Origin of the sequence: Parasphingopyxis lamellibrachiae (assembly GCF_003385775.1) — a bacterium.
GTDB classification, from domain to species: Bacteria; Pseudomonadota; Alphaproteobacteria; order Sphingomonadales; family Sphingomonadaceae; genus Parasphingopyxis; species Parasphingopyxis lamellibrachiae.
The window spans coordinates 2,690,516-2,705,558 of record NZ_QRDP01000004.1; the positions used below are offsets into that span (position 1 = coordinate 2,690,516).

The 15,043-nt window shown below is 61.5% G+C and carries 13 protein-coding genes; 7 read left to right on the forward strand and 6 right to left on the reverse strand.

All coding sequences use genetic code 11. The features are described from left to right. Positions 1 to 86 precede the first annotated feature (86 nt). The 4 genes from DFR46_RS13505 to DFR46_RS13520 all read left to right on the forward strand — a co-directional run bounded on the left by DFR46_RS13505 (position 87) and on the right by DFR46_RS13520 (position 7,373). Entirely contained in the window at positions 87 to 704 is a 618-nt protein-coding gene (locus tag DFR46_RS13505) for a DUF721 domain-containing protein (RefSeq protein WP_211306433.1), read from the forward strand. Next, complete coding sequence (locus tag DFR46_RS13510; protein WP_116236915.1) at positions 704 to 1,444, forward strand: DsbA family protein; 741 nt, start codon at positions 704 to 706, stop codon at positions 1,442 to 1,444. The genes DFR46_RS13505 and DFR46_RS13510 overlap by 1 nt, the downstream gene beginning before the upstream one ends. A gap of 51 nt (positions 1,445 to 1,495) precedes the next feature. Beyond that, the gene (smc, locus tag DFR46_RS13515; protein WP_116237361.1) at positions 1,496 to 4,936 is read left to right on the forward strand and encodes a chromosome segregation protein SMC; all 3,441 of its coding nucleotides are present in this window, start codon (positions 1,496 to 1,498) and stop codon (positions 4,934 to 4,936) included. Between the two features lie 157 nt (positions 4,937 to 5,093). After that, positions 5,094 to 7,373, forward strand: coding sequence for a TonB-dependent receptor family protein (locus DFR46_RS13520; protein WP_116236916.1), 2,280 nt, complete (start codon positions 5,094 to 5,096; stop codon positions 7,371 to 7,373). Here the strand turns inward: DFR46_RS13520 and DFR46_RS13525 are convergent, their stop codons facing one another. Beyond that, a complete protein-coding gene (locus DFR46_RS13525) occupies positions 7,374 to 8,786 on the reverse strand; it encodes a peptide MFS transporter (RefSeq protein WP_116236917.1) in 1,413 nt (470 codons plus the stop codon). It abuts the gene before it with no gap. Between the two features lie 75 nt (positions 8,787 to 8,861). Beyond that, positions 8,862 to 9,320 (reverse strand): hemerythrin domain-containing protein, encoded by a 459-nt coding sequence (locus DFR46_RS13530; protein WP_116236918.1) that lies wholly within the window; start codon positions 9,318 to 9,320, stop codon positions 8,862 to 8,864. Positions 9,321 to 9,432: 112 nt separating this feature from the next. Between DFR46_RS13530 and DFR46_RS13535 the strand changes: the two genes are divergently transcribed. Further along, complete coding sequence (locus DFR46_RS13535; RefSeq protein WP_116236919.1) at positions 9,433 to 9,936, forward strand: PH domain-containing protein; 504 nt, start codon at positions 9,433 to 9,435, stop codon at positions 9,934 to 9,936. Continuing rightward, positions 9,933 to 11,384: a PH domain-containing protein gene (locus DFR46_RS13540; protein ID WP_116236920.1), complete on the forward strand. Its 1,452-nt coding sequence runs from the start codon at positions 9,933 to 9,935 to the stop codon at positions 11,382 to 11,384. The genes DFR46_RS13535 and DFR46_RS13540 overlap by 4 nt, the downstream gene beginning before the upstream one ends. 6 nt (positions 11,385 to 11,390) lie before the next feature. Here the strand turns inward: DFR46_RS13540 and DFR46_RS13545 are convergent, their stop codons facing one another. After that, complete coding sequence (locus tag DFR46_RS13545) at positions 11,391 to 11,600, reverse strand: dodecin (RefSeq protein WP_116236921.1); 210 nt, start codon at positions 11,598 to 11,600, stop codon at positions 11,391 to 11,393. Between the two features lie 191 nt (positions 11,601 to 11,791). Between DFR46_RS13545 and DFR46_RS13550 the strand changes: the two genes are divergently transcribed. Beyond that, the gene (locus DFR46_RS13550; protein WP_116236922.1) at positions 11,792 to 13,546 is read left to right on the forward strand and encodes a DUF885 domain-containing protein; all 1,755 of its coding nucleotides are present in this window, start codon (positions 11,792 to 11,794) and stop codon (positions 13,544 to 13,546) included. Positions 13,547 to 13,570: 24 nt separating this feature from the next. Here the strand turns inward: DFR46_RS13550 and DFR46_RS13555 are convergent, their stop codons facing one another. The 3 genes from DFR46_RS13555 to DFR46_RS13565 form a co-directional block, all read right to left on the reverse strand. Further along, entirely contained in the window at positions 13,571 to 13,945 is a 375-nt protein-coding gene (locus DFR46_RS13555; RefSeq protein ID WP_116236923.1) for a hypothetical protein, read from the reverse strand. Between the two features lie 97 nt (positions 13,946 to 14,042). Then, entirely contained in the window at positions 14,043 to 14,597 is a 555-nt protein-coding gene (locus DFR46_RS13560; RefSeq protein WP_116236924.1) for a demethoxyubiquinone hydroxylase family protein, read from the reverse strand. Then, positions 14,570 to 15,040 (reverse strand): disulfide bond formation protein B, encoded by a 471-nt coding sequence (locus tag DFR46_RS13565; protein ID WP_116236925.1) that lies wholly within the window; start codon positions 15,038 to 15,040, stop codon positions 14,570 to 14,572. The genes DFR46_RS13560 and DFR46_RS13565 overlap by 28 nt, the downstream gene beginning before the upstream one ends. Positions 15,041 to 15,043 lie beyond the last annotated feature (3 nt).

Consider the following 15,043-nt stretch of genomic DNA (forward strand, 5'->3'; position numbering starts at 1 on the left):
CAGTGCTTTTCGTGCCATGCGGATTATCCACACGGGCCTGCAAGTTTTTATGGTAGCCATTGGGCCCCTATGGCATGAGCAGTGGGATGGCGAAAACCCGCAATATGTCCGGACGCGACAAGTCCGATCCGTCTGACAAGGCGGCTGGGCGCAGTCGTCGGCCGCGTGCGGTCGGCGATATGCTGCCGAAAATCGGAAAAGCCTCGTTTCGACGCTTCGGTTTCGTCCAGAGCTCGATTGTTTCGCGCTGGCCGGAGATTGTCGGCGAACGCTATGCCGAGGTTTCGACGCCCGAATCGATCCGCTTTCCTGTCGGCAAACGGTCGGACGGAGTGCTCAAGCTGAACGTCGTCGGAGCGCATGCGACAATGATGCAGCATATCGAGCCGGCCATTATCGAGCGGGTGAACCGCTTTTTCGGCTATCCGGCGATTGCGCGGATATCGATCCAGCAGGGCAGGGCAGAGAAACCGGCCAGGCGCGCGCCAGCGCCGCCTTCGCTCAGGCCCGTTCCGGAGGCGCTCGGCGCGTCGCTACGCGAAATAGCAGATCCCGAATTGCGCGCCTGTCTGGAAGGACTGGCGGCCTCGGTGATCGCGACTGAAGGAGCGCCGTTGGTCGATAATCAGGTGCCGCCCCGGCAATTGCAGGTTAAGCGTCTCGGCGATATTGGCCGGGACACATCAAACGGAGTGAGCGAGTAATGACGAACTTATTGAAGGTATCCGCGATCGCATTGGCGGCAACTTTGGCCGCATGCGGCAGCGAGACATCCGCCAATGGCGGCGCGGCGACTGGACCGGTTGCCGCCGATACGTCTGAAAACTGGGTCGAGACGGTGACGAAGACAGAAGATGGCGGCTTTCGGATGGGGAACCCCGACGCGCCGATTACCATTATCGAATATGCTTCGCTGACCTGCAGCCATTGCGCAACTTTCGCGGAAGAGAGTTTCACGCCGCTGACGGAGAATTATGTTTCGCAGGGGACCGTCAATTTCGAGGTGCGCAATTTCGTCCGCGATCCGCTCGATCTGAGCGCGGCGTTGCTGACGCGGTGCAACGGCGAAGGGCCGTTCTTCCAGCTCAATGAGAGGCTGTTCGCCAATCAGGGTGCCATGTTCGAGACGATCCAGGGAGCGGATCAGGCGCAGCTTCAGGCGCTTGCGACGCCTGAAGCGCTGCAGAGCGGCCGGACCTTTGTCGGCTTTGCGGAAGCGGCGGGCCTGATAGAATTGGTTGGCGGGCTCGGCATTTCCGACCAGCAGGCTCGCCAGTGCCTTGCTGACGGCGAAGCCGTGCAGGAGCTTGAGGAAATGCGGAACGCAGCTTTAAACGATCACAACATCACGGGAACGCCCGCATTCATTATCAACGGCCAGCTGGCGGCAGGCGTTTCGAACTGGGCGCAGCTCGATGCGCGGCTCCAGGAGCTGGTTGAGTAGTTTGAGCGTTTGGGGGGTATTCAGCAGGCGGATGCGGAACAGGCTCAGCCGATGCAGATAAAGCGCCTGAAACTTGCGGGCTTCAAGAGCTTTGTCGATCCGACGGAACTGCGAATCGAATCCGGCCTGACTGGCATTGTCGGGCCCAATGGGTGCGGCAAATCCAACCTGCTCGAGGCGTTGCGCTGGACGATGGGGGAAAGCTCCCCCAAATCCATGCGCGGCGGCGGCATGGAAGATGTGATCTTTGCCGGAACCGATGCCCGCCCTGCGCGCGATTTTGCCGAAGTATCCATCCTTGCGGAGCGCGACGAGGGTGACCGCCCCGATAACGAAACTGTTGCGCTGGAAAGCGAAGTGGAGGTGGTCCGCCGGATCGAACGCGGAGCTGGGTCCGCCTATCGGGTGAACGGCCGCGATGTACGCGCCAAAGATGTCGCGTTGCTGTTTGCTGATGCGGCGACCGGCGCCCATTCCCCGGCGCTGGTCAGCCAGGGCAAGATAGGCGCGGTGGTTTCCGCCAAGCCTGCCGAACGGCGGCAGATGCTGGAAGAAGCCGCCGGCATCGCCGGTCTGCATGTGCGCCGAAAAGATGCGGAACAGAAGCTGCGCGCAACCGAAACCAACCTGTCCCGACTTGATGACCTGTTGGCCGATATGGACGGCCGGATTCGCGCGTTGAAGCGCCAGGCCAATCAGGCGCGTCGCTATCGCAAGCTCAGCGATTCCATCGAATTGGGCGAGGCGCGGCTGGTATTTGCGCGCTGGCGCGATGCGGCCAGCGCGGCAGAGGTGGCAAAAGCCGAAGCTGAGCAGGCCGAAACGCAGGTGTCGGAGGCCGCTGAACGCCAGCGCAACGCCGCCGTGCATCAGGCCGATGCCGCACGCAAACTGGCCGAACAGCGCAGTGCAGCCGAAGAGGCGCGGGCTGCAGCAGCAACCCTCGGCCATGAGCTGGCCGCATTGAAAAATGAGCGCAGCGCGCTCGAGCGGCGGATCGGGGAGCTTTCGAGCCAACAGGAAAATCTGGCGCGCGACCGGGGCCGGGAAGACGCCCTGGCCAGCGATGCGGCAGCGGCGCTTGAGCGGCTTGAGACGGAAGAGCAGGAAATTACGGCCCGGCTCGAGGGCACGGATGAACGCCGGGCCGAGAGTGAGCGCAAGTTACAGGAAGCCGAAACCGTTGCGCGGGATGCTGAACTGGCCATGGCGCGGGCGCTGGCTGCCCAGGCATCGCAACAGGCCGATATTCGCGTGGCGGAAGCCAATATGGAAAGCGCGCAGCAGCGTCTTGCGCGAGCCGAGGCGGAGGCAGGCCGGGTCGCGACGGAACTGGCCGAACTTGGCGATGTGGAGCCGCTTGAGGCAGCGTATCGCGAGGCTGAAACGGCCCGGAACGCGGCCGAAGCAAAGATCGCCGAGTTACGGGATGCCATCGAAATGGCGGACGGGCAGCGGGAAGCAGCGGCGAACGCCCGCGACGAGGCCGAAAGCGAAACGGCGGCCGCCCGCGCGGCGCTCGCAGCGCTCGAATCCGAGGCGCAGGCTCTGGAACGAGGCATGGACGATGCGGTCGAGGACAAGGCGCTCGGCCATGTTCGTGCGGCCAAAGGATATGAAAAGGCGCTTGCTGCCGCTTTGGGCGACGACCTGGAGGCTGGCCTTGGCGAAACCGGGGCGCGACGCTGGACCGGCTCGAGCTCCGCAGATGGCGATCCTGCGCTGCCCGCAGGTACGCAATGTCTGGCAGAGCATGTCAAAGCGCCGGCCCAGTTGCTGCGAAGATTGGCGCAGATCGGTGTCGTTGATGCCGATGACGGGTCGATCGCGCTCGCCGTGGGGCAGCGCCTTGTCACGCATGAGGGCGGGCTGAGGCGCTGGGACGGCTATATCGCGCGCGGGGATGGCGCGGCGGCGGCTGAACGGCTGGTTCGCGTCAATCGCCTGGAATCGATAGAGGCTGCGCTGCCAGAGGCTCGGGCCAAGGTCGAGGAGGCCGCCGCGCGTGCGACCTCGGCGGTGGCGGCGGTTACCGAAGCACGCACCGTGCTGGAAGATTCTCGCGAGGCGATGGGCGAGGCTGAAAATCGCGCGCGCGCGGCGATCCGCGAACAGGATGCAGCCCGGGCGGCGATAGAGCGTCTTGCCGACCAGCAGGCGGGGCTTGCAGAACGCCGTGACCGGGCGCGGGCCGAGCTTGCCGAGGCGCAGCAAGGCCTGAAAGCAGCAGAAGGCGGAATTGCCGATCTGCCCGACAGCGGAGACTCCGATGCAACGGTCGAACGGTTGAAGGCCGCGAGCGAAGCGGCGCGGATTATCCTGGCCGAAGCGCGTGCGGAAGCGGCGACTATCGGTCAGGCGATCGACGCCGACAAGGCACGACTGGATGCCGCCCGCGCCGAAGCGAGCAGTTGGAAAAACCGGGCCGGCGAAGCGGCGCGGCGGGTGCAGGAAATGGCGAAGCGCGCGGCAGAAGCGGAAGCGGAAGCCAGGGCGCTGGTCGACGCGCCGGAAGAGATTGAAACGAATATTGCCGCGTTGCTGACCCGGGTTGGTGAAGCAGAGGTCCTGGCAGAAAGCGCCCGTGCCGAAGAACGGGTTGGCGAGGAGCGGGTAACCGAGACCGAGCGTCTGGCTGCCGAGGCTATCGAGGCGTTGTCCATGGCCCGCGAAAATCGCGCCGCCGGACAGGCCCGTTTTGAGAATGCCGAGACCCGGCGGCGCGAGTTCGAACGCGTTTCGAGCGAGAGATTCCAGTCGGCCCCGCGCGCGCTGGCCGCCAAGTTCGAATTCGACGCCGAAACGGTCGAAGAGGCAGAGCGCGAGTCGGCGCAGCTCGACAAGCTGAAGGCGGATCGCGAGCGGATCGGGCCGGTAAACCTTGTCGCGGAAAGCGAACTGGAAGAGCTTGAAGCCGAACATGGCAGTTCGATTGCCGAACGCGAAGAGCTGGGCCAGGCGATCAACCGGCTGCGCGGTTCTATCGGCAACCTCAACCGCGAGGGACGGGCCCGGTTGCTTGCGGCGTTCGAGGAAGTCGACATCCATTTCCGCCGGCTGTTCGGCACCCTGTTCCAGGGCGGGCAGGCGCATCTCGCGCTAATCGATTCCGATGATCCGCTTGAGGCGGGCCTTGAGATCATGGCCCAACCTCCCGGCAAGAAACTGGCGACGCTGACGCTGCTTTCGGGCGGCGAACAGGCGCTGACGGCGGTAGCCCTTATCTTCGCTCTCTTCCTGACCAATCCGGCGCCGATCTGCGTATTGGACGAGGTCGATGCGCCGCTCGACGACGCGAATATTGAGCGCTTCTGCGAACTTCTGGACCAAATGTCCGCCGAAACCGATACCCGATATCTGATCGTCACCCACAATGCGGTGACGATGTCGCGCATGCACCGCCTTTACGGCGTGACGATGGTCGAGCGCGGAGTGAGCCGTCTTGTCTCCGTCGATCTCGGCGGGGCAGAAACGCTTCTGGCGGCCGAATAGGGGCTGCCGGGCGTTTGTGGCGATCCTGTTTTGCTCTCAGCGGGAGTGCGTAAAGCAGCCGATAATGAAAATCGCTCGCAAACATCATTTGTTATTGCAAGTCATTCGCAGCATGTGTAACCGCCTCCTGCATTAGAGAATTTGTAGGGGAATATGTGTGCGTATCACGGTGTCGACGTCTTTTCTTGCGGTAGCGGCCATGTTGGCAAATCCGGCCCAGGCGGAAGTTTCGCAAGACAGTTCGGGCGCCGTGGCGACTACCGCTGCTGCGGCCGCTGCCGCCACGACAGCTGCGGATGCCGACCCGTCGTCGATTCAGTCCATTCTCGTGATCGGCAATCGTTTCGATCCGTTCGCCGTGCCGGGCTCGGTAACCGTGCTCGATCAGGATGCACTGGCATCATTTCGCTACGGCGATGCCAACCGGATTCTGCGCCAGGTTCCCGGCGTTAACCTGCAGGAAGAGGATGGGGCAGGCCTGTTCCCCAATATCGGTTTGCGCGGCAGCTCGGTGGAGCGTTCCTCGAACATCACCCTGATGGAAGATGGCGTGCTGATCGCGCCCGCGCCCTATGCGGCGCCCGCAGCCTATTATTTCCCGCAGATCGGGCGGATGCAATCTATCGAGGTCGTGAAGGGTGCCCAGGCGGTTCGCTATGGCCCTCGCACGATCAGCGGCGCGATCAACCTGCGCTCGACGCAGATTCCCGACGCGCCCTATGCCGGCTATCTTTCCGGTCAGATCGGCGAGGATGGCAATTATGTCGTGCATGGCTGGGCTGGTGGCACGGCCGGCCAGTTTTCCGCGCTTGTCGAGACCTATCAGTCGGGCAGCGACGGCTTCAAAGAGCTTGATGGCGGCGGCGACACCGGATTCGAGGTAGAGGATTATCTCGCCCGGCTTCGTTGGCAAACGCCGGCCGGTGCGGCCACGCCGATGAGCCTCGAATTCAAGTTCGGCCATACCAATCGCGAGGCCAGCGAAACCTATCTCGGCCTGTCGGATGCGGATTTCGCAACCGATCCGTTTCGCCGTTATGCGGCGAGCGCGGCCGACAATTTTGCGTCCGACCATTATCAGTATCAGTTGACCCACACGATCGAGGCAGGGCGTGCCCAGTTCGAAACTGTGGCCTATTACAACGAATTCTCCCGCAACTGGTTCAAGCTAGAAAATCTCGACATTGGCGATGGCAACGGTTTCGTCAGCCCGAACAGTTTCTTCAGCAATCCGGGCACCGCATCGAGTAACCTTGGTCTTGCTGTCCTGCGCGGTGAGGTCGACACGGCGCCGGATGCCCTGCGGCTGCGCAACAATAGCCGCGAATATTACAGTTTCGGTCTCCAGACCGCGATGACGCTGCCCTGGGAAATCGGGTCCGTGGAAAATGTGCTGACCGTATCCGCGCGCTATCACGAGGATGAGGAAGACCGGCTCCAGAATTACGAGCGCTTCCAGATGTTGAACGGGCAGCTAGTCCGTACGTCGGTCGACCCGCTCGGCAGCAACGCCAACCGGCAGGCACAGGCCAACGCCTTTGCCTTCTATATCCAGAACGTCATCCAGGCAGGGCCGCTTACCGTAACGCCGGGTCTGCGCTATGAAGGCGTGCAGCTGACACGTATCGATTACTCCACGGCCGATCCGTCGCGCTCGGCCGGGCCCACGCGGGTCCGCCGGAATTTTGTCGAGGCTGTGCTCCCCGCGCTCGGTGCAACCTATGAACTTGACGAAGGCCTGTTGCTGCTTGCGAGCTTCAGCCGCGGTTTCTCGCCGCCCGGCCCGGGTTCGGCTGCCGATCCTGAAAAGAGCTGGAACTATGAAGCGGGCATTCGTTTCGCACGGGGCAACTGGGAAGCCTCGGCCATCGGTTTCTTCAACGACTATTCGAACCTGCTCGGCGATTGCACCAATGCGACCGGCTGCACCGCCGGCGATATCGGGGACCAGTTCAATGGCGGCGAAGTCGATGTGCTTGGCCTCGAGGCCGTCGTCGGCGGGGCTTTCCCGATCAACGCAACCTTCAGCATCCCGGTCCGCGCGGTATATACTTACACCGAAGCGGAATTTCAGCAGACCTTCGATTCAAACTTTTTCGGCAATGTGGTTGCCGGAGATGCGCTGCCCTATATTCCCGAGCACCAGCTTTACCTTTCAGCCGGCATCGAGAGCGACCGTATGGCGCTGACCTTCGGCGGTAATTATGTCAGTTCGGTACGGACGGAAGCCGGGCAGGGAACGATCCCGACGCTTGAGCGCGTACCGAGCCGCTGGGTTTTCGATCTGGCCGCGCGGTTCGCCGTCAACGACCAGATCGGCCTGTTTGCGCGCATCGACAATCTGTTCGACGAAGAATATGCCGTGGCGCGGCGCCCCGCGGGCCTGCGCCCCGGCAAGCCGCAGACAATCCTTGGCGGTGTCGAACTGCGCTTCTAGCTAGGTGGCCGTCGCCTCTGCATCGCTGCCATCGCTGGCCAATATCCGGCCAGCGATAAGCTTGAACAGGATGAAGCAGACGCCCGATACGACGGCGAAGCCAGCGTGCATCAGCCAGAATGTCGTGGTCGGCATCGCCTCGTACCAGCCGCCAATCCAGCCGACCATCGAATTGCCGACGAAGAAGGCCATATAATACAGCCCGATAACCGTAGCGTTCACGGCCTTGGGTGCGAGTTTCGCGAACAGCGCCAGGCTGACAGGTAGCATGTGCGCAAAGCCGATCGAGTTCACGACATGGAAGGTGACGGGCCAGAACAGGCCGATCTTCTCGCCTTCCCCCTGTGTTGATGCCGCCATGAACAGGCACAGCATCCCGCCGATGGAAAAGAGCGAGCCGATGATGATCTTGGTGATCTCGTCCGGCTCCTGCCAATGCTTGCCGTACCAGCGGTAGAATAGGGCGACCAGGGCGAGGAAGCTGACCGAAACGATCGCATCAAGCGTGATCAGCCACGTTGTCGGCAATCGCGTGCCGAAAAAATTGAGATCGAATTGCTGGTCGCCCCAAACCAGATACGCGTTGAAGATCTGGTTGTTGGGGACGATTGCGATCGCGAGTACCGGAATGAGCATCAGCAAGGCGATTAGAGCCGGCCAGTCCTTCCGCGCCAGCTTGGGCGGCTTTTCCGTCTTTTCCCCCGCACCCTGCGGTTCGAAATGCTCTTTGGGCAGATATTTCTGCCCGGCGACATAAATAGCCAAACCGATCAGCATACCGATGCCCGCTGCGCCGAAGCCCCAGTGCCAACCGACTTTCTCGCCCAGCGTACCAACGATGAACGGTGAGGCGATCACCCCGGCATTGATGCCGAGATAGAAAATCTGGAAGGCGTCGGCGCGTCTGAGATCGTCCGGCTTGTAGAGGGCACCGACCTGGCTCGCGATATTGCCCTTGAACATGCCCGAACCGAGGATGAGGCAAAGCAAGGCAAACAGAAAGCTCACTTCGAATGCCATCAGGAAATGGCCGAACGCCATCGTGACAGCGCCCAGCAGGACTGTGCGCCTTTTGCCGAGAATGCGGTCGGCCAGCCAGCCGCCGATAATTGGGGTGAGGTAAACGCTGGCCGCATAGGTCCCGAAGACCGCCGAAGCGAGCGCCTGGCCCTCAATGCCGCCATAAAGCCGGCTGAACGGCTCGAACAACAGAACGCCCTCTTCGCGCCCGTCGAGCAGCAGATAATTGACCATGTAAAGCACGAGGAGCGCCTGCATTCCGTAGAATGAGAAGCGCTCCCAGGCTTCGGTAAAGGCGAGATAGCCAAGGCCCTTGGGATGGCCCAGGAAAGACCGATCCTCGATCGGCTCCTCCATCGCCGCTACAGCTTCATTCGCTTCGCCCACGCTCATAGCTTGTCATTCCCCCAAATTTTTGGGGTAGACTAGAGCGCTGGCGGTGCGCGGCAAGTGATTAGTGGATTGGCGTCAGTCCGCCGCTCGTTCGAGTTCTTCCGGTTTGCGTTTCTCGAACTTGGTCGCCAGTTCCTTCTCGGTCTTTTCGTTCAGGCCCTTGGCCGCCGCGATGAACATCTCATTCTCTTCTTCTTCTATATGATGAAGGTAACGATCCTTCATCGTGCGGAAGCGCGTGAGCCAGCCCGTCGAGGAATAGTCCATCTCTTCCAATTCTTCGAGGTAATCTTCAAGCTCCTTATGCTCGGCGACCGAATGCTGCGATTTGTCGCGCAGGTCCGGATCGGCCAACATCGTTGCATAAAGCGTTTCCTCTTCGGCGGCGGCGTGCGCGGTGACTTCGGTCTTGAAGCGGCCGAACAATTCGCGCCGGCCCTCGCTGTCGCCATGGGTCTTGTCGATCAGGTCGAGCATGGTGCGATGTTTGTCATGATCTTCCTTGAGCCGGGCGAAAATGTTCTCAACTGCCATTGTGGCTGTCTCCTTCTTTGCTTTGCTTTACCAACGGGCGGCAGGGGCGATTGTTTCAGTTGAGAATAATTATTAGTTGGAATGCGTCAGGATCGGATAACGAGGGAAAACCATGGCCGAGAATCGAGACAGCGCGCAGGGAGAAGCAGACAGGCTTGCGGCGCTGGATCCGCGACAGAAACATGTGCTGCGTATCAGGGCGCTGCTTGCCGGGCTGGTGCCGCTGGCGATGTTGGCCATCGGCGATGTCATCCTGAACCGGGAACTGGGCTTTTCCCTAGGCTGGGGCATCGGCCTAGGGATAGCGTTATACTTATTCTCCGTTCTGCTGCTGCCGGGAAGGCGGTATCGCCGCTGGGGATACCGCACCGGGGAACGCGCCATCCGTATTGCGTCCGGCTTGCTGGTGCGCAGGGAAACCGTCGTGCCCTATGACAGGGTGCAGCATATCGATGTCTCACGCGGACCGATCGAACGCGCATTCGGTGTGGCCACGCTGACCCTGCACACGGCCGGAAGCTATAACAGCACAGTCGACTTGCCGGGCCTGGCGATTGCCGACGCCAACCGGATGCGTGATGCTATCCGTGCGCATATAGGCCAGGACCTGGCGTGAGCGAAGAGCCAGAAAACTGGGCGCGACTGCATCCAGCAACCCTGGCGATCCGGGCGCTTGAAAGGCTACCCGAGCTGGTTCTGGGCCTTCCTGCGGCGGCCTATTTCATCGGCGATACGGGTATTGTCGTTGCCCTGTTTCTGGCGGGCGCCGGTCTGGCTGCCTCGATGCTCTTCGCCTTTGTCTATTGGCGGCGCTTTACCTATTGGGTCGGCCCGGAACAGCTGGTGATCGAGAGCGGAATCGTGAACCGCAACCGGCGGACTATCCCTTTCGACCGCATTCAGGATGTCAGCCTGGAGCAGAAACTGCTGGCGCGCCTCTTCGGCGTTTCCATCGTGCGGATCGAAACCGGCAGTTCGGGCGGCGACGAGGGTGAACTGGATTGCGTCAGCCGCGCGGAGGCGGATCGTCTGCGCGACCGGATTCGAGCCTATCGCGCCGGCAATGCGGAGCGGGAATACACTGTCGACGAAGGGAAGGGGGAGGCGCTGCCACCGCTTTATGCGATGGATTTCAGGCGGCTGGTCGTTGCTGGACTGTTTAATTTCTCGCTTGTCTTTCTCGCGATCCTGGGCGGCGTCTGGCAATATCTGGGAAGCTACCTGCCTGCCGAATATCTCGATCCGAGCCGCTGGGTCGGCGCCTATCGCAAAGAGGCAGTGGGCCTGATTTCCGCCCTGTCCATCCTGTCGTTCGCAATGCTCTTGCTGCTGGTCGGTATCGTGACCGGGCTGATGCGGACCATTGCCCGGGATTTTGGATTCAGGCTGACACGGACAGAAACGGGACTGCGCAGGGAGCGGGGTCTGTTTACCCGCACCGATGTCGTTATTCCGCTGCGCCGCGTGCAGGCGGGAATTGTCTCGACAGGTATAATCAAACGACTGTTCGGCTGGAGCGGCCTCGCGGTTCAGAGTCTGGGGAGCGACGGCAATGCAGGCACCCATCACGAGGTTTCGCCGCTCGCGACGTCTGATGAACTCGTCCCCGTTTTGGATGAGCTGAGCATGCCGCTCCCGCCGCCCGCCCGGGATTTCGTTCGCGTTTCGCCGAAACTGATCTGGCGGAGCTGGACCCAAGACGGGCTTGCACTGGGCATTGCGGTTTTGATCGCGGCATTCTTCTGGAACGGCTGGCCCCTGCTGCTGGCGGCGGCACCATTCCTGCTTATTGCACCGCTGCTGCAGTATCACGCGCATGGCTATTGTTTCTGGAAGGATGTCCTATTTGTTCGGCGAGGATTCTGGCGACCGCGGGTGACGATCCTTCCTCTTGCCAAAGCGCAGTCGGCGACGCTCGTGCGCGGCCTGACACAGCAGGGATTTGGTCTGGCAACCCTGGCGATCGGCACGGCCGGTGCCTCACTCGCGTCGCCGCTCAGAATCCTGGATCTGGAAGAAGATACTGCCCGGAACCTGCTCGGTGAACGGATGCTTCTCGATTAGGCGGATTCAGTCGTGGAGCTGGAACCCGATTCGGAGCGTCACCTGATAATGCGCCACTTTCCCGTCGACGACATGGCCGCGCGTGTCGATGACTTCGAACCAGCCGATATCGCGAACCGTTTTTGCCGTTCGTTCGATCGCGCCGCTGATTGCGTCCTCGATGCTGGTTTCGGACGTGCCGACGACCTCGGTGACCTTGTAGATATTGCCGCTCATGATTTTCCTTTCCTTTTACCATATTAAAGCATGAAGGCGCTTTTGGTTGCACCGCGGTTCAAGAATCACTGTCCGGTGAGGTGAGGCTGGAGAAGCTCGCAGATTGCGTAGGCCCGTTCGTCGAGCCGATACTGGCCAATAGGCGCGGCGCGCCTTAACCCATGGCGATAACGGATAGGGGAGACGGCAAAATGCGTGCATTGATATTGGCTCTGGCTCTGGGAACCGCCATGCCCGCCTGGGCGGCGCCGGATGACGATCTGGAAATGTTGATGGACGAAGTCTGGGCTTCGGCCTTGCGCGACAGCCCGGTCATGGCGACCCGGGTCGGTGTCCATGACTATGACGACCAGGTCTTCGATATCAGCCTCGCCGCCCAGGATCGTCGCGCTGCGGAGGCTCAGGCTTATCGTGACCGGCTGCGCGCGATCCCGCAGAATCAACTCTCGGCCGATGGGCAAACCAATTTCGGCATATTGGATCGCCTGTTGAGCGAAACGATCGAGGGCAATGGCTTTGGCCAGCGCGTGATGCTGTTCACCACCTATAGCGGCTGGCACCAGAGTTTCGCCGGGCTGGCAAATGCCCTGTCGTTCCAGACGCCGTCCGATTTCGAGAGCTATCTCACCCGCCTCAGCCTGTATCCGACGATCAATGACGAGGCGATCGCGATCAGCACCCAGGCAGTCGAGCAGGGTTATACACTGCCCTGTGCCGTTCTGGACGGTTACGAACGGTCGATCTCCGGCGTGATCGGCGACGACCCCCTGGCGTCGCGCTTCTACGCACCGTTTACGCGCCCGCGTCCGTCTGGCGTGAGCGAGGAAGCCTTTGCCGGGTATGCGGCGCGCGCGCACGACATCATCACGAACATCCTGGCGCCGGAATATACCGAGCATCTGGAATGGTATCTGAACGTCTATCGGCCGGCCTGCCGCGAAGAAGTCGGCATTTCGGCGCAAGAGGGCGGTGCCGACTATTACGCATTCCGCGTCCGGCAGATGACGACCACCGATCTTACCGCGCAGGAAATCCACGATATCGGCCTGTCCGAAGTCGCCCGGATCCGCGCCGAGATGGAAGCGGTTACGGCGGAAGCGGGGTTCGAGACCCGCGAAGCCTATATCGAGCATCTGCGCACCGATCCGCAATATTATGCCGAGACGCCGGAAGAGCTGATGGCCGCCGTTGCCTTGCAGGCCAAGGAGATTGACGGGTTGATGCCGACCATGTTCGCAACCCTGCCCAGGCTGCCCTACGGCATCCGCGCGATTCCGGATGAAATCGCTGAAGGCACGACGACGGCCTATTACAGCCCCGGCTCGCCGGAGAGCGGCATTGCGGGCACATATTACGTGAACACATCGCTGCTAGACCAGCGGCCCTTATGGGAAATTCCTGCGCTCACCGCGCATGAGGGCGTGCCGGGGCATCACAACCAGATCGCCTTGCAGCAGGAAATCGAGATGCATCCGCTGCGCCAGAATCTCGCCTTCTTTACCGCCTTTACCGAAGGCTGGGGGCTGTATTCGGAGCGTATCGGCATCGAGATAGGGCTCTACGATACGCCTGCCGAGAATATGGGCCGGCTAAGCTATGAGATGTGGCGCGCCTGCCGGCTGGTCGTCGATACTGGCATTCATGCGCTCGGCTGGTCCAAGGAGCAGGCGATCGCCTTTATGAGCGAGAATACGGCGCTGACCGACGCGAATATCGAGGCGGAGGTCAATCGCTATATCAGCTGGCCCGGCCAGGCTCTCGGTTACAAGATGGGCGAACTCAGGATTCGCGCATTGCGGGCGCGGGCCGAAGCGGCGCTGGGCGAGAATTTCGACGTTCGGCATTTCCACGATGCAGTGATCGGGCAGGGATCGGTTCCGCTGGATGTGCTGGAAGGACAGATCGACCGCTGGATCGCGGCGCAACTGTCGGAGCTGGACGGCTAAACGTTTCGCGCCGGCCGTGGCCTGCTAGAATTCGAGCAGGGCACCGCGTTCCGCGCGGGCCGAACGTAGCAATTCCTGGGTGCAGCCAGTGAAGCCGCCGGGGCCGACGGGCGAGCAGCTCATCGTGCCGCCCCTGCCGACATATTCAACGCTTTGTGAGCGGGATAGCCAGCTCTCATTGGCGGCAAGATCCCGCGTGTCGCGCAATTCGGGGGGGATGCGATAGCGTTCGCTTTCGTCACGACGAACGCAAACGACGATGATCTCGCCATTGCTTGTCGTGCATTCCTCGTCGCCATAGACAATTTGCATCCGGACATTATTCTGCGCTGCGGCCGGCGCGGAGGGAATAACGGCCAGAGCCCCAACAAGTGCCGTGGCGGCAAGCAAACGCGTCATTATCTTCTCCTATTGCAGCCTCAACGCTACAGCCTTTGGCTGGGTCTTCGCAAGATGGCTTAACCAATATTGCCCGATGCTGAACTGGCCAAAACCGTCATATACGCTTGGCGGCCGCAATGGCTATACGGCATCCCAGGCGGATAGCGCCGGACAGGAAGGGGTAGCCGGGAGCCTGTTCCGCGCCTTCGGCAATTGCGGTCTCCCGATGTTCGACCTCTTCGGCCTGGAATTCGGCGATCATGGAGCTGAGTTCGGGATCGGAATCGCCAAGTTCCTCAAGCTGCTCGCTATAATGGAGATCGATTTCGGTTTCGATGGCGGCGGTGCAGGCCATGGCCGCTTTGGGCCCCAACAGCGCGGAGGCCGCGCCAAGCGCAAAGCCGGCGCGATCCCATAAAGGCTGTAGCAGGGTCGGGCGGACGCCGCGTTCAATGGTCAGCGCGTCGAACCGATCGCAATGGCGGCGTTCTTGCTCTGCCATCCGCGCGATTGAGCGCGCTACGGGATCGCGATCGCCCAGGATGGCGAGTTGTCCGGCATAAATGCGGGTCGCGCCATATTCGCCGGCCTGATCGACGCGAATCATCGATTCGACATCGGGCCGGGAATCGCCGGGTAGGGTCAGCGCGTCGTTTTGCGTGTCAGCCATGCGATCACCATAGCAGCGCCGATCGAAATTATCGCGTTAAATCCGGCCAGCGAAATACCGAATAATGTCCATTGCGGCTGATCGCAGGAGATAACCGGCGTCGCCATGATATCGGCAAGGAAATCGCCACCTCCGCCGGGGGAGGTTGAACAGCTGGTCAAGCCTTCCCACCAGCCATATTCGACCCCGGCATGGAAGACGCCGATCGCTCCGCTTGCGAAAATCGCCACTGCCGCAAGCCACAGAAAAACCGTTCCCATGCCTTTGTCGCGCAGGACAATAGAGAGCAATGCGAGCGGCACAGCGGCGTAATGCGGCCATCGCTGCCAATGGCACATTTCGCATGGGTAAAGGCCGCCCAGATACTGCGAACCGAGAGCGCCTGCGAGCAGGGCGACCGGCACCACCAGTGCAAGCGTCCGGGCAAGGCCAATGGAACCCATTAC